Consider the following 19946-nt stretch of genomic DNA (forward strand, 5'->3'; position numbering starts at 1 on the left):
CACCTGGATTACCGCACCGCACCCGCCTCAGCCGGAACGAGGCCTGCTTCCTTCAGCCCCAGGTAGATCCGGTCCCGGGCGATGGGAAGCTGCGCGAAGCGGACTCCGGTGGCGTTCCTGATGGCGTTGGCGAGCGCCGGGGCCACGGGGTTGAACGGACTCTCGCTCATCGATTTGGCGCCCAGCGGCCCCAGCGTGTCATTGGTGTCCGCGAAGTACACCTCGCTGCGCGGCACGTCCGCAAAGGTCGGAATGTGGTACTGACGCAGGATGTCCGTGGTGACCTTGCCGTCGTCGTTCACCACCACTTCCTCGTAAAGCGTGGCACCAATGGCCTGGGCGATCCCGCCTTCGATCTGTCCACGGCACTGTCGCGGGTTGACCACCACGCCGGCGTCGGCCGCCTGGACGCTCTGCAGGATTTTCAGCTCGCCGGTGCCGCGGTTCACCGCCACCCGGAACCCGTGCACGTTGAAGGCAACCGAACGCGGCGTGCCGCCCCAGCGTCCCTCGGCGGCGAGGTCGACGCCGGCTTCCTCGGCGGCCTGCGCCAGCTCAGCAAGTGCCACGCGGGTTCCGTCGACCACCACGGCGTCGCCGTCGAGGACGCACGCGGAGGCCTGCGTTTGGCGGATGCCGGCCGCGAACGCCCGGATCCGGACGGCCAGCTCTTCGGCAGCTTCAAGGGTGGCCTTGCCGGCCACCACGGTTCCGGCCGAACCGAACGCGCCCGTGTCGTGCTCCACCAGGTCCGTGTCCGATTGCCGCACCGCCACCCGGGATGCCTCCGTGGACAACGCCGTGGCGGCAAGCTGGGCATGCACCGTGGTGGTCCCGTTTCCGAACTCGGCGGTCCCGACGTCGGCCTGGTACGTTCCGTCCGGCAGGAGCCGGAGCCGGGCATGGGCAAAGTGGCCACGCGGCGGGACGGTATCGATCATGGAGAGCGCCGCGCCTTCGCCCACCATCCAGTCCGGCCCGAGGTCCTCAAGCCCTGCCTGCCGGTAGCGTTCGCTGCCCCGGTCCAGGGCGTCCCGGACCAAGTCCAGGCACTGGTCCAACCCGTAGCTTCCGTAGTGGACGTCCTCCTCCGGCTGGGGCTGCGTGGACAGCATGTGGTCCCCTTCCCGGACCATGTTCCGGCGGCGGAACTCGAGCGGATCCATCCCGATCCCGGCGGCCAGCTCATCCATCGCGGACTCGATCGCAAAAATCATCTGGCTGAGGCCGTAGCCGCGGAACGCGCCGGCCGGGACGGTGTTGGTGTAGACCGACTGGGCGTCCACCTTCTTGTTGGCGCACTTGTAGACCGCCAGCGATTCACCGCAACCATGGAACATGACGCCCGGGCCGTGGTTGCCATAGGCGCCGGTGTTGGTCACCACGTCCAGTTGCAGGGCTGTCAGCCGGCCGTCCTTGGCGGCACCGGCTTTCAGCTTGATGGTGAAGGGGTGCCGGGTTGTGGTGGCGGTGAACTGTTCCGTGCGGGTCAGTTCCAGCTGGACCGGCCGCTTCAGTTTCAGGGCCGCGAGCGCCACGAGGTCCTCGGTGAGGACTTCCTGCTTGCCGCCGAATCCGCCGCCCACGCGTCCGGCCACCACGTGCACGCGGTCCTCTTCGAGCCCGAACACCCGGCACAGCGTGCGGCGGACCAGGAACGGGACCTGGCTGGAGGTGCGGACCTGCAGCCGCCCGTCGTCGTCTACGGTGGCGATGGCCGCATGGGTTTCCAGGGCGACGTGCTGGACCCTCTGGGTCTGATAGGCCTGTTCGTGGATGAAGTCGGCGCCCGCGAAGCCGCCGGCGACGTCGCCCAGTTCCGAGTGCAGTTCAGCCACCACGTTCCGCTCCGGGCGGGAGATGCGCGCTTTCACGGCATCCTTGTCTCCGTGGACCAGGGGGGCACCAGGCAGCAGCGCTTCCTGCGGCGAGAAGACGGCGGGAAGTTCCTCATATTCCACCTGGAGTGCGCGGACACCGGCTTCCGCGGCGGCCACCGATTCAGCCACGACGGCGGCCACCCGCTGCCCGATGAACCGCACCACGTCATCGAGCACCCTGGTATCGTCCGGGTCGTCAGTGAAGAGTTCGTGCTGGGCGGTGGAGAACAGCTGCTCCGGGGCGTCCTCGGAGGTGAAGACCGCCACCACGCCTGGCACGTTCAGCGCTGCGTCCTTGGCGATGGAAAGCACCCGGGCGTGCGGGTGCGGGGAACGGAGGATCTTCAGGTGCAGCAGCCCTTGCTGCTCCTCTTTGGGCAGGTCCAGGGTGTAGCGGGCAGCGCCCGTGACTACGGCGCGGCTGGCTGGAGCCGGGACGTCGTCACCCAGCCGGCCCGGCGCAGGATCCGGTTGCCCCTCCCCTGCGATGCCGGAGCCCGGCCCCCCGGGATCAGGGTGCCCGGGGTGCCCGCAGACGGCGTCGGCGATGGCGCGGTAGCCCGTGCACCGGCAGAGGTTGCCTTTGAGGTTCCGGGGCAGGTTGTCCTTTTGGGCGTCGTCGAACGAGGCCGCCGTCATCACCATGCCGGCCGTGCAGAAGCCGCACTGAAACCCCTGCCGCTCCATGAACTGCTGCTGCACCGGATGCAGGGGGCCGCCGGCGGTACCGGCCAGCCCCTCAATGGTGGTCACCGAGCGCCCCTCGGCCCGGACGGCGGGATAGATGCAGCTGTGAACGGGCGTGCCGTCCACATGTACCGTGCACGCGCCGCAGTCGCCGCCGTCGCAGCCCTTCTTGACGCCGGTGTTGCCCTGCTCCCGCAGGAACGTCCGCAGGCATTGGCCGGGGCGCGGAGCCGCCCCGGACGCGGTGCCGTTGATCTCGATGGCCATGCTCAGGCCCCTTTCGGAAGTGCTGTGGAAACGGGAGCGGAATCGCTCCGGGGCGGCCAGAAGTCACCGGACACGGGCAGCCCGGGCGTTCCCGCCGGCGCAGCGAGCTCGGCGCGGATTTCCTCGGCCAATCGGTAGGTCATGTCCCGGCGCCAGGCGGGCAGGCCATGGATGTCGTCGTGGTAATGGTCCGCGGGAATGGCGTCGTCCAAGGCAGCTGCCAGCCGGTCGGCATCGGGCAGGCCGTCGAACCGGAGCTGCACGGGCCGCTTGGTGGCCGCGGTAACGGTCAGGACCAGGGAGGTAGCGGCGTCGAGCCGTCCGATCAGGAGCGCCCCGGACCGGCCCAGGTTGCTCAGCGACAGCCGGCGGAACGCCACCCGGGAAGAAAGGGCCGACGCCGGGAGGTGGACGCTGCGAAGCAGCTCGCCCGGTGCCAGGCAGTTGGTGGCGTCACCGGTCACGAAGTCCGCCACGGGAACGGTGCGGCTGCCGCCGCCTGGTGCGAGGACCGTGGCAACGCCGTCCAGTCCGGCGCAGAGCGAGATGACGGGCCCGGCGGGCAGGGACGTGCACAGGTTGCCGCCCACCGTGGACATGTTCCACACCTTGAACGAAGCCACGAAGGAATCGCAGCAGGCCCGGACCAGGTCCAGCCCCGGCCAGCCGCGGCCGTCCGCGCCGGCGCCGGCCGGCAGGGTGTACAGCTCGGCAATGGTGCAGGTGGCGGCGAGGTCGATGCCGTCGTCACTGACGGTTATGGGAGTCCAGCCGGCTGAGCCGAGGTCCAGCAGCCGCTTGAGGGGTTGAGGCCCAAAGGCGTAACTGCCGTAGGAGAAGAGGACCGTTCCGCCGGCCAGCCAGGCGTCGCCGTCTCGCCAATCTGCGGGGTCGGTGGTGCGGACCACCGCCTCGATGGTGTTCATGTCCATGCGATCTCCTGCGGGGTAAGGTCTGTGGGCGCCGGCGCCGGCGCGCGGTGGTGGATGGTGCCGGTGGTGTCGCGCAGCGGCGCGCACGTGGCGTCACGGCTGCGCGCGGCGATGAGCTCGGCGGTGACGGAGACCGCCACCTCGGCGGGGGTAGTGGCGCCGAGGTCCAGTCCGATGGGTGAGTGCAGCCGGGCAATCCGTTCCGGCAGGACCCCGGCGCTGAGGAGTTCCTCGACCCGCTGGAGGTGGCTGCGGCGCGATCCCATGGCGCCCACGTAGGCGAGGTCCAGGGCCAGCGCGGCCTCCAGCAGCGGAAGATCGAACTTGGGGTCATGGGTCAAGACGGCCGCCACGGCGCGGCTGTCCAGGCGGCCGGCGGCTGCTTCCGCCGCGAGGTAACGGTGCGGCCAGTCCGTCACCACCTGGTCTGCGACGGCGAACCGTGGCTGGCCGGCAAAAGCGGGCCGGGCATCCACCAGGGTCACGTGGTAGCCGAGCAGCTTGGCCGCCGGCACCAGGGCCGCCCCGAAGTCGTTGGCACCGAACACCAGCATGCGTGGCGGGGCGAGCCGGGACTCCACCAGGACGGCGGGCCCCCCGGGATGCCTGCTGTGGCCGTCGCGGTCCGGCAGGCAGTCCCCTGCCTGGACCAGCGGGACCAGACCGGCGCCGCCGCTGCGCAGGATGGATTCCACCCGAAGCTCTGACTCTCCGTGCAGCAGCGGGGCCAGTTCCGGGGATGCCGGTCCGTGGTGCTTGGCCGGGTCCGGGAGTACGACGGCGGCACCGCCCGATGCTCCCAGCAGCCGTACCAGCGCCACGGGTTCGTCGTGGCGGAGGCCGGCGAGTTGCCGGACGGCGGCCCGGAGCGGTTGCTCCGGTTCACCGGTAACGGCTGCAGGAACCGGCTGGATGTGGATCTCCAGCTGTCCCCCGCAGGTGAGCCCGGCGGCGAAGGCATCGGCGGAACTGAAGCCGAAGACCTGGTGGCGCGGGCCGCCGTCGTCCATTGCCTCCCGGGCGAGCGCCACCACGGCGCCTTCCACGCAACCGCCGGAGAGGCTGCCGAGCACCTCACCGGACTCCGTGACGAGCATGGAGGTCCCCACAGGGCGGGGCACCGAACCCGAGGCGGCAACGATGGTGGCCACTGCGAACCGCTTGTCCGCGAGTCGGGGCAGCCAGGGGCCGAGCGAAGGGATCAGGTCAAGCATGGCGGCACTCCTTCTTCCGCGCGGCGGTGGTGTCCATTGTCTGTCCTGTCAGGGGCCGGGCCAAGGGTTGGCCCGGCCCCCTGTGCGGCTGGGGCAACGATCAGCCGCCCAGCAGGAGGTTGATCGGCCCGCGGGCGAAGTACACCAGGAACCCGGCGCTCACCACCCACATCAGCGGGTGGATCTTTTTCGCCTTGCCTGATGCCGCCCCGATGACCGCCCAGCTCACGAAGCCGACGCCAATGCCGTTGGCGATCGAATAGCTCAGCGGCATGGTCACGATGGTGAGGAAGGCAGGCAGCGCCACGGTGAACTTGGTGAACTTGATCTCGCGGATCTGCGCCATCATCATGGCACCCACCACCACCAGGGCGGCGGCGGCGACTTCCAGCGGGACCACGCTGGTGAGCGGGGTAAGGAACATTGAGCCGAGGAACAGCAGCCCGGTGACCACTGATGCCAGGCCGGTCCGGGCGCCTTCGCCGATCCCTGCCGCGGAGTCGATGTACACCGTGTTGGAGGAACCTGAGGTTGCCCCGCCGGCCACGGCGCCGAAGCCTTCGACGATGAAGGCGGATTTCAGCCGCGGGAACGTGCCGTCCTTGTGTGCGACGCCTGCGCTCTTGGCCAAACCGGTCATGGTCCCCATGGCGTCGAAGAAGTTGGTGAACACGAGCGTGAACACCAGCATGGTGGCCGCAAGTCCGCCGATCCGGCTGAACGACCCAAAGAGGTCAAAGTGGCCCACCAGGCCCAGGTCGGGCGCGGAGACCAGCTGGCCGGACAGGACAGGGGTGTTCAGGTGCCAGCCGCCGGGGTTGGTGGCGCCGGCAGGACCCAGTTTCATGATGGCTTCCACGACGGCGGCCAGCACGGTGGTGCCGACGATGCCGATGAGCAGCCCGCCTTGCACCTTGCGCGCCACGAGGATCCCCATGGCCAGGAGGCCGACGACGAACACCAGCGTTGGCACGGAGGTGATGGAGCCGCCGTCGCCCAGCTGGACGGGCGGCCCGCCGGTGGTGGGCCGGACGAAGCCGGAGTCGACGAAGCCGATGAAGGCGATGAACAGGCCGATGCCCACGGTGATGGCGGCCTTGAGTTCCTTGGGAACGGCCCTGAAGATGGCGGTCCGGGCGCCGGTGACGCCGAACAGGACGATCAGGATGCCGTTGATGACCACCAGCCCCATGGCCTCGGGCCAGGTGACTTCGTGGATCACCGAGACGGCCAGGAAGGAGTTGATGCCCAGTCCGGCGGCGAGCCCGAACGGCAGGTTGGCGATGAGGCCGAACAGGATGGTCATGACGCCGGCGGTGAGGCCGGTGACGGCACCCACCTGGGATGCGGACAACCAGCCCCCGGCAACGTCGGTGGGGGCGTTGTCGGCGCTGAAACCGCCGAGGATGAGGGGGTTCAGGATGACGATGTACGCCATGGTGAAGAAGGTGACCAGGCCGCCCCGGAATTCCCGGGCAACGGTTGAGCCACGGCGGGTGATCTGGAAGAAGCGGTCCAGGTAGGATCCCGACGCCGGCGGGCCGGGTACGGATGGGGTACGCGGCGACCGCCGCGAGGTGCTGGTGGGTGGAGCCGGATGCTCCTCGTGGGAATGGTCCAGGATGGTCATCTCAGCCGCCCGGCCTAGTAGTCGATCCTGGATTCGAGCGTGTTCCAGGTATTGAACGGTTCCAGCGGTGCAGGTGCCTGGGGATCGCCCAGTTCCAGCTTGGATACCGGCATCAGGGAGTCCCTGTCCTGGTTTTCGAAGTATTCGTAAAAGACGGCGTCGTCGAAGCCCACGGAGGCGGCATCGTGCCGGTCGGCGGCGTAGACCACGCGGTCAACACGGGCCCAGAGGGCGGAGGCCAGGCACATGGGGCATGGCTCGCAGCTGGTGTAGAGGACCGCACCGCTGAGGTCGAAGGTGCCGAGTTCGCGGCAGGCGGTGCGGATGGCGGTGACTTCGGCGTGGGCCGTGGGATCGTTGTCCGCGGTGACGCGGTTGACGCCGTCGAACGTTTTGCCGTCCGCGGTGACGATCATGGCGCCGAAGGGGCCGCCGCTGTTCAGGACGTTGGCTGTTGCCAGCCGAATGGATCTGGCCAGGAACTGCTCGGCCGTGACGGTGGTACTCATGATGCGACTTCCTTTTGCCGGGAAGCCTGTTGCCGTGCAAGGACCAATAGAACCAGGTGCGACGGTTACCAGGCTTCAGCATGTGCTGTGAAGGTTAAGTTGCGCCTGGTAGATAGCTTCCCGGGTTCGGGTGCCCGCCTTTGGCAGAATCGAGATTAGCACCGCTTTGTGGCCCGCGCCATAGTTTTCTGGAAATTTATTTTCGCTATGTGAAATCCATGTTTCGGTCCGCTAACCCCCTCCAGTCACATCCCGCCGGTGTTGACGCCCCGCGCCCGGGCTGGCTAATCTCATCGGATCCGCGGTCCGCCGCGGCCACCTGGATCAGCAGACAGGGCCTCACTGAGCTGGAAAAATTGCCCCCGCGCTCAGGACAGGAACACCCCATGCACCAGCCCCTTCCCGCACCCGCACCCCGCCTCTGGATCCGGAATCCGCAGGCCGCGTTCACCGCCAACAACCTTGACGCCTCGGGCGGGGTTGTCATCAGCGGCGGCGTCATCACCGAGGTCCTGGCAGCCGGACAGATACCGTCCGAACCCTGCGCCGAGACGTTCGACGCCGGCAGCCACGTGCTGCTGCCGGGACTGATCAACACGCACCACCACTTCTACCAAACGCTCACCCGCGCCTGGGGTCCGGTGGCCAACGCCCCGCTGTTCCCCTGGCTGCAGAACCTCTATCCGGTCTGGGCCCGGCTCACACCCAAGGATGTGGAGCTCGCCGCCACCGCCGCCCTCGCTGAGCTGCTGCTCAGCGGCTGCACCACCGCCGCCGACCACCACTACCTCTTCCCCGCCGGCCTGGAAAACGCCATCGACATCGAGGTGGCGGCCGTGCGCCGGCTGGGCATGCGGGCAACACTCACCCGCGGCTCCATGACGCTGGGAACGGACGACGGCGGCCTGCCGCCGCAGTCAACGGTCCAGGCACCGGAGGTGGTGCTGGCGGACAGCGAGCGGCTGATCGGCGCGTACCACGAGCGCGGGGAGGACGCCGTCATCCAGATCGCCCTGGCGCCGTGCTCGCCGTTCTCCGTCACGAAGGAAATCATGGCCGAGAGTGCCGCGCTCGCCGAACGGCTGGACGTCCGGCTGCACACCCACCTGGCCGAAACCCTTGACGAGGAGGACTTCTGTCGCGAGATGTTTGGGCTGCGGACCGTGGACTACCTGGAGAGCGTGGGCTGGCTGACGGACCGCACCTGGCTGGGGCACGGCATCCACTTCAGCGACGAAGAAATCGGCCGCCTCGGTTCGGCGGGGACCGCCGTCGCCCACTGCGCCACCTCCAACATGCGGCTCGCCTCGGGCACGGCCCGGGTCCTGGAACTTGAGGATGCGGGCGTTCCGGTGGGGCTGGGAGTGGACGGCTCGGCGTCGAACGATGCTTCCAACATGATCCTGGAGGCGCGGCAGGCGCTGTACCTCCAGCGCCTCCGCTATGGCGCTGATGTCCCCGTGGAGCGGGCACTCGGCTGGGCCACCCGTGGTTCGGCCGCAGTGCTGGGACGGCCCGGGGTGGGCCAGCTGGCGCCAGGGATGCAGGCCGACCTTGCCCTGTTCGCGCTCGAAGACCTGCGCTTCTCAGGCAGCCATGACCCCGTCGCCGCCTTGTTGTTGTGCGCCGCCGACCGCGCCGACCGGGTGATGGTGGGCGGCCAGTGGCGCGTCGTGGATGGACAAATCCCCGGCCTGGACATCGCCGGGCTCATCGCTGAGCACTCAGCGGCGGCCAAGCGCCTGGTAAACGGGGTCCGGTGAACGGCTGACACGGAACCGGGCCACTGCTACCGTGGCGGCATGACTCCGTCAAAGACGCCGGCCGAAGTCCTGGATATCGAAGGTGTTGAGGTCCGGATCTCGAGCCCGGACAAGGTGGTGTTCCCAGACCCCGGGCTGACCAAGCTGGACCTGGTGCGGTACTACCTGGCCGTGGCGGACGGGGCGCTGCGCGGCGCGGGTGGAAGGCCGATGGTGCTCAAGCGGTTTCCCAAGGGCATCAACGCCGAGCCCTTCTTCCAAAAGCGCGTGCCGGAGAACCATCCACCCTTCGTCGACACCACCACACTGCATTACGCGTCCGGAACGTCGGCGGAAGAAGCTGTCATCCGGGATGCGGCGGGCCTGGCCTGGGTCATCAACCTTGGCTGCCTGGACCTGAATCCGCATCCCGTCAGGGCCGAAGACCTGGAGCACCCGGACGAACTCCGGGTGGACCTCGATCCGATGCCTGGCGTGGATTGGTCGCAGATCGTGGACGTCGCCTACGTGGCCCGGGAGGTCCTGGCCGACGCGGGGCTGGTGGGCTGGCCGAAGACGAGCGGGTCGCGGGGGCTGCATATCCTGGTGCGCATCACCCCGCAGTGGTCGTACCGCGATGTCCGGCTCGCCGCCGAAACCCTTGCACGGGAGGTGGAAAACCGCGCGCCCGGCCTCGCCACGGCACGGTGGTGGAAGGAGGAGCGCGGTGAAAGCGTGTTTGTGGACTTCAACCAGAACGCCAAGGACCGCACCGTGGCCTCCGCCTACTCGGTCAGGCCCCTGCCTGACGCCCGGGTGTCTGCGCCGCTCACGTGGGAGGAAGTCCGCACCGCACGGCCGGAGCAGTTCACAGTGCAGACAGTGCCGCAGCGCTTTGCGGACATCGGCGACCCGCACGCCGGCATTGATGACGCGGTGGGCACACTCGACGGGCTCCTTGCCTTGGCCGAAAAACTCGGCCCGGCAGAGAAAGCGCCCCGCAGCGGCAATGGAACCGGCCGCCGGCAGTCGCTGATGCCGCTTATCGAAGTTGCCCGGACCAAGACAAAGCCCGAGGCGCTGGCAGCCCTTGACCAGTGGAAGGCCCGGCATCCCGCAGCCGTTGGCACGCTCCAGCCGGCCGACGTCCTTGTCGACGGGATGCGCGGGTCCAGCTCGCTCTGGTACCGGGTCCGCGTCAACCTCCAGCATGTCCCCGAGGACAAACGCCCGCCGCAGGAGGACCTCATCGCGGACTACGACCCCTGGGCAGGCAAGCAGTGGCCGGGACGCCCCGGTTCCTGAGCCTTGCCGCTACTGCCAGACCCGCACCCAGTCGACTTTGATGGCTCCGGCCGGTCCGAACGTCCTCTGGTTGGGGTTGAGTCCCACGTTCAGGAGCAAGTAGTGCGGCGCGTTGCCGTCCTGGGACGAATATGAATAGACCTTGCGGCCGTCGAAATAGATGTCGTTGACACCCGCCATCCGATGCACGCCGTAGGTATGGTACCCACCGGCCCAGCACCCCACGATGGCACTTCCCAACTCGCCGCCACTCGCAGAGTGATAGACGGTGCTCATGTTGCCCGCCAAGGGCTCCGCTATGTCAATCTCACCGGTTTTCGGATAGGACTGTCCGGTGGTCCACCAGGCTGGCCAGTTGTAGATGCCGCCCGAGCAGGTACCCGGAAAATAGATGCGGGCTTCGACGTATCCCGTGGTGTATTGGAAGCCCACGTGGCCGGAGACCCCATCCTTGGGATTGGTGGACAGCAGCGCCCCGGAATCGGAGTCGGAGAGCTGGAGGACGGCCTCGCCGTTGGCAACCGTAATGTTGCTGGAGCAGGTTTTGACACCGTTCATCTTGGACTTGGGATCACAGTCGTTGAACCAGTAAGAGGTCCAGACAGCGGGGTTCAGGGTGTTGAATTCCTCATCGAACACCAAGTGCCAGGCGCCGGGAACCCCGGCGGGGCCCAGTCCCTGGCTGGAAACGACGGGTTTGCCTTCCAGCGGGTCGCCCTGGGCTGTGTCATCGGCGGGTGGCGCAGCGGGAGGAACGGCCCCCGAGGGGGCGGCGTCGGCCGGCGCTGCAGCCCCGGTTGAGGCATCCAATCCGGGTACTTCCGGGGCCTCCGGCGGCGCTGCCGGTGCGGCAGGGCCGGTAGGCCCTGGACTTCCAGAGGGTGAAGGGATAATGACTCCGGACGACCCGGAAGCCGCCTCCGCGGGATCCGCGGGCAGTCCGGACTCCGCCGGGGCGAGGACCGCACTGGCCGAAAGGCCGCCAACCACCAGGAGGCAGCATACGCATTGCAGGAGGCGGGTCTTCATGGACATGCCCCGCACGTCCCTCGTCGGGAATCGGGCTGCTTCACACGTTCCTGCATCCTCGCCTCCCCGGCGCTCAACGGAAATCCGGCCCGGGCAGGCACGCAAGCCCAACTCCGGGCAACGACTTACCGCCTCAGGCTATGGGAGTTCGCTGCCGGGGTCGCCAGTAGCGACTACTTGTGTTTGGCCGGTGTGGTTCCGCAGGTAGGCAGGGGCGGTACTCACATCCGCCGGCCGAATACCGGCAACGCGTGGACCCAGCGCGAGAACAGCCCGCGTTCGTGGTGCCGTTCTTCCGGAACGAACAAGTCCGGGTCAATCCCGCCGCCGATGGGGAGGTAGAACTCCTGTGCGCCGGTTCCCGCGGCCGGGGCGGCCGGCACGGAAGGGGTGTCCTGCTGGTACATCGAAACCTCCTAATTTCGTATTGCGGAAAGCAAATTCTGCTTTGTGAAAGTTTAGAAGCAACACTGCGGGGCGTCAACAGTCGGCCGCCTGGCCCTTCCCGGGCGATCCGGTCACAAACTGATTTTTGGGGTTGTGATGTACACCACCGCCCGGCGGGGGTACGCTGGTAGGCAACTCGTGGCGCACGTCACGTAACCTGGGAGCAGCAGGCAGGGTCGTAATGAGCTGGCATCAATGGATGCCGGCTCTTTTTTGTTGGGTCGGCTCCACCGGAAACGCGCTTGAAACGCGCGCTTAATTTCAGTGATGGAACCTTGGTTCCACTTACCGGAGATTGGGAAAAGACCATGAGCAGCAAGATAATTCTCGGCGAAAACCAGTACGGCAAGGCCGAAGTCCGCGTCGTCAAGATCACCAGGGACACCAACCGCCACGAGATCGAAGACCTGAACGTCACCTCGCAGCTGCGGGGCGATTTCGCCGCGGCCCACCTTGAAGGCGACAACGCCCACGTGGTGGCCACGGACACCCAGAAGAACACCATCTACGCCTTCGCCCGGGACGGCATCGGTTCGCCCGAGGCGTTCCTGCTGCGCCTCGGCGAGCACTTCACCTCCAGCTTCGACTGGGTCACCGGCGGCCGCTGGGAAGCGGAATCCTACGCCTGGAGCCGCATCCAGGCGCACGGCAGCGAACACGACCACTCATTCGTCCGCAACGGCCAGGAAGTGCGAACCGCGGTTTTGGTCCGCGACGGCGCCGCCACCCACCTGATCTCCGGACTGAAGGACCTGACCGTCCTCAAGTCCACGGAGTCCGGCTTCGTGGGCTACCCCCGCGACCGCTACACGACGCTTCCGGAGACCACCGACCGCATCCTCGCCACGGACGTTTCAGCCCGCTGGCGCTTCAAGGCCGGCACCGACTTCAGCAGCCTGGACTTCAACAAGAGCTACGACGACGTCAAGGGCCTCCTGCTCGAAGGCTTCACTGAGAAGTACTCCCACGCACTGCAGCAGACCCTGTTCGACATGGGCGCAAAGGTGCTGGAGGCGCACAGCGAAATCGACGAGATCAAGTTCTCCATGCCCAACAAACACCACTTCCTGGTGGATCTCTCGCCGTTCGGCCTGGACAACCCCAACGAGGTTTTCTTCGCCGCCGACCGGCCGTACGGCCTGATCGAGGCCACGGTCCAGCGTGATGACGCAGCTGCCGCGCCGGCGGCGTGGTCGGGCATCGCCGGCTTCTGCTAAAGGGCCACGCCCATGGTTTCGACAGGCTCAGCCATCGGTGGTTGAGCCTGTCGACGCCACACCCGGCACCACTCCCACATCTTCACAACACCTGTTAGCCAGACACCAGTTAGCCAGACGATGACGTCTGCCATGAACCAAGAAAGTCTGCCATGAACACCAAGAAGAAACTTGCCGCCGCAGCCGCTGGAAAAGGCGCACGGCCTAGCCGCCCCGAGGACCAGCGGCTCCCCGTTGGAAGCATGTTTGCCTACGGCTTCCAGCACGTCCTGACCATGTATGGCGGCATCATTGCCCCTCCCTTGATCATCGGTGCCGCCGCGGGAATGAACTCCCAGGACATCGGCCTGCTCATCGCCGCCTGCCTGTTCGTCGGCGGCCTCGCCACCATCCTGCAAACCGTCGGCATTCCGTTCTTCGGCTCGCAGCTCCCGCTGGTGCAGGGCGTGTCTTTCGCCGGTGTCTCCACCATGGTGGCCATCGTGCACGGCGGCGGCGGGATCCAGGCGGTGTTCGGATCCGTCATCGCAGCCTCCCTGATCGGCCTGCTGATCACCCCGCTGTTCTCGAAGATCATCCGATTCTTCCCGCCGGTGGTGACCGGAACCGTGATCACCACCATCGGCCTGACGCTGATGCCGGTGGCTGCCAACTGGGCCATGGGCGGCAACAACAAGGCTCCGAACTACGGCAGCGTGGCCAACATCGGCCTCGCCGCCGGCACCATGGGCATTGTCCTGCTCCTGAGCAAGGTGGGCAGTGCGGCCATCTCCCGGCTCTCCATCCTCCTTGCCATGGTCCTGGGCACCCTCATCGCCCTGGTTTTCGGCATGGCCGACTTCTCCAAGGTGGGCCAGGGCGAGATTGTCGCCTTTCCCACCCCCTTCGCCTTCGGACCCCCCACATTCGAGATCGCAGCCATCGTCTCCATGCTGATCGTCATCCTGGTGACCCTCACGGAGACGTCCGCGGACATCATCGCGGTGGGCGAGATCGTGGGCACCAAGGTGGACTCCAAGAGGATCGGCAACGGCCTGCGCGCGGATATGCTGTCCAGCGCCGTCTCGCCCCTCTTCAACTCCTTCACCCAGAGCGCCTTCGCCCAAAACGTGGGCCTGGTGGCCATCACCGGCGTCAAGAGCAGGTTCGTGGTCAGCGCCGGCGGCGTAATCCTGGTGGTCCTCGGGCTGCTTCCCGTCCTTGGCCGGGTGGTGGCCGCGGTGCCGACGCCCGTCCTGGGCGGTGCCGGCGTGGTGCTCTTCGGCACGGTTGCAGCCAGCGGCATCCGGACCCTGTCCAAAGTGGACTACAAGAACAACATGAACCTGATCGTGGTGGCCGCATCCATCGGCTTCGGGATGATCCCCATCGCCGCACCCACGTTCTACGACCAGTTCCCGTCCTGGTTCGGCACCATCTTCCACTCCGGCATCAGCTCCGCGGCCGTCATGGCCATCCTGCTGAACCTTCTCTTCAACCACTTCCGGGCTGGAAATTCGGACAACCAGTCCGTCTTCGTCGCTGGCACCGAGCGGCTGGTCAAGGCGGAGGCCCTCCGTTCCCTGGCGGACGGCGACAGGTTCGAGAACGGCAAGCTCATCGACTGCGACGGGAAGGAAGTCCGGATCGACTCAGCCGAAAAGGCATCTGAGCATTAGCAAAGACACAGCGAACGACGACGGCCCGCACCTTCCAGCGAAGGTGCGGGCCGTCGTCGCCAGCAGTTCCGCAGTATCAGGTGCGGTTGAGCTCGCGGGAGATGGCCTCGGCGGCCTCGCGGAGGACGGGAACGGCCTTGTCGGCGAAGTTTTCGTCCACCCGGGACACCGGGCCGGACACCGAGATCGCGGTGGGCGTGGGGGCGTTGGGCACCGCCATCGCAAAGCAGCGGACACCGAGCTCCTGCTCCTCCTCGTCGATGGAGTAGCCCCGTTCGCGGATGAGCTTGAGGTCGGCCAGGAGTTCTTCGACGTCGCCAATGCTCTTGGCGGTGGGGGTGGGCATTCCGGCGCGGGCCACGATGCCGCGGACAGTGTCGTCGTCAAGCTGGGCCAGGATGGCCTTGCCGACGCCGGTGGCGTGGGTGTGGGCGCGCCGGCCCACCTCCGTGAACATGCGCATGGAGTGCAGCGAAGGGACCTGGGCCACGTAGATCACCATGTCCGAATCAAGCACGGCCATGTTGGAGGTCTCCCCCAGGCGGTCCACCAGGGTTTTGAGCTGCGGGCGGGCCAGGGCGCCGAGCTGCTTGTTGGCGCCTTCACCCAACCGGATCAGCCGGGGACCCAGGGCATAGCGCCGGTTGGGCAGCTGGCGGATGTAGCCGAGCGATACCAGCGTGCGGAGCAGGCGGTGGATGGTGGGAAGCGGCAAATCGGTCGACGAGGACAGCTCACTGAGCGTGACGTCGCCGCCGGCATCCGTGATGAGCTCCAGCAGCTCGAAGACGCGCTCCACCGACTGCACTCCGCCGGAGGCTTTTTCTGCCATTCCGTTGTCTCCTATGGCTCGGAATCCGACAACTCTTATCCGCATCGTGAAAAGAGTTGCTTAGACCACCCAACATACAGCACGGCAGGACGCGCGGCGATGTCCCTCGGCAGTCACATCACGAAGGGGTTGTGTTTCCATAAAGTAGATAATAATATCCATAATACGAAAATATTCGGATCAGAGCAGAAGCCGGACAAGGCCTAACAGGAGGACATTCAATGGCGAACCCCAGCCCCGGAAATTCGATCACCCTGCGCGTGGAAGCACCGTCGAGCTTCAGCGCCACCAGCGAACTCGCGGCAGCCGTCGGAGCAGCCGGTGCCGCAATCACCGCACTGGACGTCACCGAGTCCCACCACGAAACCCTCGTCGTCGACGTCACCTGCAACACCACCGACGACGCCCACGCCGCGCGGGTCAAGGACGCCCTCAACGCCCTCGACGGGGTCACCGTCCAGCACGTCTCGGACCGCACTTTCCTGATGCACCTCGGCGGCAAGCTTGAAGTGGTCCCCAAGGTCCCGCTGCGCAACCGCGACGACCTGTCGCGCGCCTACACCCCCGGCGTGGCCCGCGTCTGCCTGGCCATCGCCGAAGACCCCGCCGCCGCCCGCAACCTGACCGTCAAGCGCAACACCGTCGCCGTCGTCACCGATGGCTCCGCAGTGCTTGGCCTGGGCAACATCGGCCCCGCCGCCGCCCTCCCGGTCATGGAAGGCAAGGCCGCCCTCTTCAAGCAGTTCGCCAACGTGGACGCGTGGCCGGTCTGCCTCGATACCCAGGACACCGAGGAAATCATCCGCACCGTCAAGCTCCTGGCCCCCGTCTTCGGCGGCGTGAACCTGGAGGACATCGCCGCGCCGCGCTGCTTCGAAATCGAAGCCCGCCTGCGCGAGGAACTGGACATCCCGGTGTTCCACGACGACCAGCACGGCACCGCCATCGTGACCCTCGCGGCACTGGTCAACGCGCTGCGCGTCGTGGACAAGAAGATCGAGGACGTGAAAATCGTGGTTTCCGGCGTCGGCGCCGCAGGCTCAGCGATTATCCAGCTGCTCAAGGCCCAGGGTGCCCGCCACATCGTGGCGGCAGGACGCTCGGGCGCCATCCACCAGGGCGAGACCTACAACGATCCGCACCGCACCTGGATCGCTGAGAACACCAACCAGGAGGGTTTCTCCGGCAGCCTGCACCAGGCCCTGGCAGGCGCGGACGTCTTCATCGGCGTGTCCGCCCCGAACATCCTCGACGAAGAGCACGTGGCCTCCATGGCAAAGGACTCCATCGTTTTCGCCATGGCCAACCCCACTCCCGAAGTGGACCCTGCCATCGCGTCCCGGCACGCCGCCGTCGTGGCCACCGGCCGCAGCGACTTCCCCAACCAAATCAACAACGTCCTCGCCTTCCCGGGCCTCTTCCGTGGGCTCCTGGACGTCGGAGCGAGCGATATCACCCCGGAAATGCTGGTGGCCGCCGCGGAGGCAATCGCCAACCGGGTGAATGATAATGAGCTCAATGCCAGCTACATCATCCCGAGCATCTTCGACCCGCACGTGACCGCCAACGTCGCGGCGGCCGTCGCGGCCGCGGCCCACGCCTCACAAGTGGCAACGGCTGCCGTTCCCGCCGATTCCGCCAAGGAGCCGGTGGCAGCACTGGCCTCCGCCTGACCGCCCGACTTCCCGCACAAGGAAAGGACCAGAAATGGCCATCACCGTCACAGATCCCCGGCCGATCAACCGCGCTGAGGAGATCCTCACCCCCAAGGCACTGGCCTTCGTGGAGGAGCTCCACAACCGGTTCGCCGGCACCCGCAACGAGCTCCTGGCGGCCCGTGCCGCCAAGCGGCAGCGGGTGGCAGAGACCGGCAAGCTGGACTTCCTGCCGGAGACTCAGGACGTGCGCGACGGCGACTGGAAAGTTGCGCCCGCACCCGCCGCCCTGCAGGACCGCCGGGTGGAAATGACCGGGCCTGCCTCACCGGCGAAGATGGCCATCAACGCCCTGAACTCCGGAGCCAAGGTGTGGCTGGCGGACCTCGAGGACGCCAGCACCCCCACCTGGGCCAACGTCATTGACGCCATCCTCAATCTCCGGGACGCCGCGCAAGGCACACTGAGCTACACGTCGGAGGAAGGCAAGGAGTACCGGCTCCGCACCGACGCGCCGCTGGCCGTGGTGGTGGCCCGGCCCCGCGGCTGGCACATGCAGGAAAAACACCTGCTGCTCAACGGCGAACCCGCAGTGGGTGCCCTGGTGGACTTCGGGCTGCACTTCTTCCACATCGCCAAGCAGCTGGTGCTCAACGGCCAGGGCCCCTACTACTACCTGCCCAAGATGGAGAGCCACCTTGAGGCCAGGCTGTGGAATGACGTCTTCGTGTTCGCCCAGGACTACCTTGGCCTCCACCAGGGCACCATCCGGGCAACGGTCCTGATCGAGACCATCCCGGCAGCCTTCGAGATGGACGAAATCCTCTACGAACTGCGGGACCACGCCTCGGGCCTGAACGCAGGCCGCTGGGACTACCTGTTCAGCATTATCAAGTACTTCCGCGATGCCGGCGAGGAATTCGTCCTCCCGGACCGCGCCTCCGTGGCGATGACCGCCCCGTTCATGCGCGCCTACACCGAACTCCTGGTCAAGACCTGCCACCGGCGCGGCGCCTTCGCCATGGGCGGCATGGCCGCGGTCATCCCCAACCGGCGCCACCCGGAAGTAACCGAAGCCGCGTTCGAGAAGGTGCGGGCGGACAAGACGCGCGAGGCCAACGACGGCTTCGACGGCTCCTGGGTTGCGCACCCGGACCTGGTCTCCACCTGCCGGGAGGTCTTCGACTCCGTGCTGGGGGACAAGCCGAACCAGGTGGACAAGCAGCGCCCGGAAGTGTCGGTCACGGCGGAGCAGCTGCTCGACGTCTCCTCCGCCGACGGCCAGGTCACCGAGGCCGGGCTGCGCCTGAACCTCTATGTGGCCGTGGCCTACACGGCAGTGTGGCTGTCCGGAAACGGCGCCGTGGCCATCCACAACCTGATGGAGGATGCCGCCACCGCGGAGATCTCCCGCTCGCAGGTGTGGCAGCAAATCCGCAACAAGTCCATCCTGGCGGACACGGGCAACACGGTGACCAAGGAGCTGGTGGAACGGATCCTGGGCGAAGAAACCGAGCGGCTCCGGACCGAGTTCGGTGACGAAGCCTTCCGCCGCTACTACCAGCCTGCCAGCGACCTGATCGCGGACATCTGCCTCTCGGACGGCTACACGGACTTCCTCACCACCCCCGCGTACGAACTGGTGGGCTGAGATGGCAGCACCCAAACCCTCCCTTTCGGCTGCGGACCTGGCCCACATCGACGGACAGCTGGCCGCCACGGACCGGCTGCTGGAGCAGAACTACCCCGGCGACGACGGCTCACGCCAGCCCGTGCACACGGTGTACATGCCCGCTGACCGTTTCACGCCGTCGCTCGCCGCGGACTGGGGCGCCCAGGCAACTGCGACGGCGGATGCGCACGGCGGCTTCGAAAAGCTGGGGCGGCTCCTGGGCCACAACGAAGGCCTTGCGGGGGCGGTAGCCACCCGGGTGGCGGCCAAACTGGCTGCCGAGCCGATCGAGGACTTGCGGCTGGACTTCGAAGACGGCTTCGGGGACCGGGGCGATGACGCCGAAGACGCCGCGGCCGTTGCCGCGGCGTCGGCGGTGGCCGCCGCCGTCCAGGCCGGGTCCGCTCCCCCGTTCATCGGTATCCGCTTCAAGTGCTTCGAGGCGCCCACCCGTGCCCGCGGCCTCCGCACCCTGGACCTGTTTGTCTCCGGCCTCGCCGCGGCCGGCGAACTCCCGGAAGGCCTGGTCCTGACCCTGCCCAAGGTCACCACCGTGGCCCAGGTCCAGGCGATGGACTACGCGGTGTCCCGCCTGGAAGAAGTCCACTCGCTGCCAGCGGGGCGGCTTCGGTTCGAAGTCCAGGTGGAAACCCCGCAGCTGATCCTGGGCCCGGAGGGAACCTCGCCGGTGGCCCAGCTGCCGCACGCGGTGCCGGGCCGGATCAGCGGCCTGCACTACGGCACGTACGACTACTCGGCCTCGCTGCAAATCTCCGCGGAGTACCAGTCCATGGAGCACCCGGTGGCCGACTTCGCCAAGGAAGTCATGCAGCTGGCCGTGGCCGGTACCGGCATCCGGCTCTCCGACGGTTCCACCAACATCATTCCGGTGGGCGACAACGTGGAGAACGCCTGGCAGCTGCACGGCCGGCTGGTCCGGCGGTCGCTGGAGCGCGGCTACTACCAGGGCTGGGACCTGCACCCCGCCCAGCTGGCCAGCCGCTTCGCAGCCACCTATGCCTTCTACCGTGAGGGCCTGCCCGCCGCGGCGGGCAGGCTGCGCAACTACGTGGAACGGACCGAAGGCGGGGTCATGGACGAGCCCGCCACCGCCCGGGCCCTGGCCGCATTCGTTCTCCGCGGAGTCCAGTGCGGCGCCGTCGGTGCCGAGGAAGTCCAGGCGCTTGCCGGCGTCGGAATTCCGCAGCTGACCGGCCTGGCGCATCCTCGGCTCGCCACCACTTCCAACTCCTAGGCAAAGGATCCCTCT

The 19946-nt window shown here is 67.3% G+C and carries 15 protein-coding genes; 7 read left to right on the top strand and 8 right to left on the bottom strand.

The window, feature by feature from the left end:
• Nucleotides 1–8: 8 nt before the first annotated feature.
• The 5 genes from AC4EEV_RS08005 to AC4EEV_RS08025 form a co-directional block, all read right to left on the bottom strand.
• Entirely contained in the window at nt 9–2834 is a 2826-nt protein-coding gene (locus tag AC4EEV_RS08005; protein ID WP_491330600.1) for a molybdopterin-dependent oxidoreductase, read from the bottom strand.
• Nucleotides 2835–2836: 2 nt separating this feature from the next.
• Nucleotides 2837–3766, bottom strand: coding sequence for an FAD binding domain-containing protein (locus AC4EEV_RS08010; RefSeq protein ID WP_491330601.1), 930 nt, complete (start codon nt 3764–3766; stop codon nt 2837–2839).
• Nucleotides 3757–4980 (bottom strand): XdhC family protein, encoded by a 1224-nt coding sequence (locus AC4EEV_RS08015; RefSeq protein ID WP_491330602.1) that lies wholly within the window; start codon nt 4978–4980, stop codon nt 3757–3759. Before AC4EEV_RS08015 ends, AC4EEV_RS08010 begins: the two co-directional genes overlap by 10 nt.
• A gap of 100 nt (nt 4981–5080) precedes the next feature.
• On the bottom strand, nt 5081–6610 hold the full coding sequence (locus AC4EEV_RS08020) for an NCS2 family permease (RefSeq protein ID WP_491330603.1): 1530 nt from the start codon (nt 6608–6610) through the stop codon (nt 5081–5083).
• Between the two features lie 14 nt (nt 6611–6624).
• Nucleotides 6625–7119, bottom strand: coding sequence for a nucleoside deaminase (locus tag AC4EEV_RS08025; protein WP_018761064.1), 495 nt, complete (start codon nt 7117–7119; stop codon nt 6625–6627).
• A gap of 386 nt (nt 7120–7505) precedes the next feature.
• Between AC4EEV_RS08025 and AC4EEV_RS08030 the strand changes: the two genes are divergently transcribed.
• Nucleotides 7506–8882 carry an 8-oxoguanine deaminase gene (locus AC4EEV_RS08030; RefSeq protein WP_109044981.1) on the top strand — a complete coding sequence of 459 codons (1377 nt, stop codon included), beginning with the start codon at nt 7506–7508 and terminating at the stop codon, nt 8880–8882.
• A 39-nt stretch (nt 8883–8921) separates the two neighbouring features.
• Nucleotides 8922–10166: a non-homologous end-joining DNA ligase gene (gene ligD / locus AC4EEV_RS08035; RefSeq protein WP_491330604.1), complete on the top strand. Its 1245-nt coding sequence runs from the start codon at nt 8922–8924 to the stop codon at nt 10164–10166.
• Between the two features lie 9 nt (nt 10167–10175).
• Here the strand turns inward: ligD and AC4EEV_RS08040 are convergent, their stop codons facing one another.
• Complete coding sequence (locus AC4EEV_RS08040) at nt 10176–10976, bottom strand: glycoside hydrolase family 16 protein (protein WP_491330605.1); 801 nt, start codon at nt 10974–10976, stop codon at nt 10176–10178.
• A 440-nt stretch (nt 10977–11416) separates the two neighbouring features.
• Nucleotides 11417–11602 carry a hypothetical protein gene (locus AC4EEV_RS08045; RefSeq protein WP_109044984.1) on the bottom strand — a complete coding sequence of 62 codons (186 nt, stop codon included), beginning with the start codon at nt 11600–11602 and terminating at the stop codon, nt 11417–11419.
• A 348-nt stretch (nt 11603–11950) separates the two neighbouring features.
• On the opposite strand from AC4EEV_RS08045, the gene pucL reads away from it, so the two are divergent.
• Nucleotides 11951–12859: a factor-independent urate hydroxylase gene (pucL, locus tag AC4EEV_RS08050; protein WP_133831718.1), complete on the top strand. Its 909-nt coding sequence runs from the start codon at nt 11951–11953 to the stop codon at nt 12857–12859.
• Nucleotides 12860–13011: 152 nt separating this feature from the next.
• Complete coding sequence (locus AC4EEV_RS08055; RefSeq protein ID WP_491330606.1) at nt 13012–14517, top strand: nucleobase:cation symporter-2 family protein; 1506 nt, start codon at nt 13012–13014, stop codon at nt 14515–14517.
• A 76-nt stretch (nt 14518–14593) separates the two neighbouring features.
• Here the strand turns inward: AC4EEV_RS08055 and AC4EEV_RS08060 are convergent, their stop codons facing one another.
• Nucleotides 14594–15349, bottom strand: coding sequence for an IclR family transcriptional regulator (locus AC4EEV_RS08060; RefSeq protein WP_018761057.1), 756 nt, complete (start codon nt 15347–15349; stop codon nt 14594–14596).
• A gap of 221 nt (nt 15350–15570) precedes the next feature.
• Between AC4EEV_RS08060 and AC4EEV_RS08065 the strand changes: the two genes are divergently transcribed.
• The 3 genes from AC4EEV_RS08065 to AC4EEV_RS08075 are packed head-to-tail and all read left to right on the top strand — an operon-like array spanning nt 15571 to nt 19931.
• Nucleotides 15571–17022, top strand: a complete 1452-nt coding sequence (locus AC4EEV_RS08065) for an NAD-dependent malic enzyme (RefSeq protein WP_491330607.1) — start codon at nt 15571–15573, stop codon at nt 17020–17022.
• Between the two features lie 34 nt (nt 17023–17056).
• Nucleotides 17057–18655 carry a malate synthase A gene (gene aceB / locus AC4EEV_RS08070; protein WP_133831721.1) on the top strand — a complete coding sequence of 533 codons (1599 nt, stop codon included), beginning with the start codon at nt 17057–17059 and terminating at the stop codon, nt 18653–18655.
• A 1-nt stretch (nt 18656) separates the two neighbouring features.
• Nucleotides 18657–19931 (top strand): DUF6986 family protein, encoded by a 1275-nt coding sequence (locus AC4EEV_RS08075; RefSeq protein ID WP_491330608.1) that lies wholly within the window; start codon nt 18657–18659, stop codon nt 19929–19931.
• Nucleotides 19932–19946 lie beyond the last annotated feature (15 nt).

It is taken from the genome of Pseudarthrobacter sp. MOO14 (assembly GCF_058267675.1).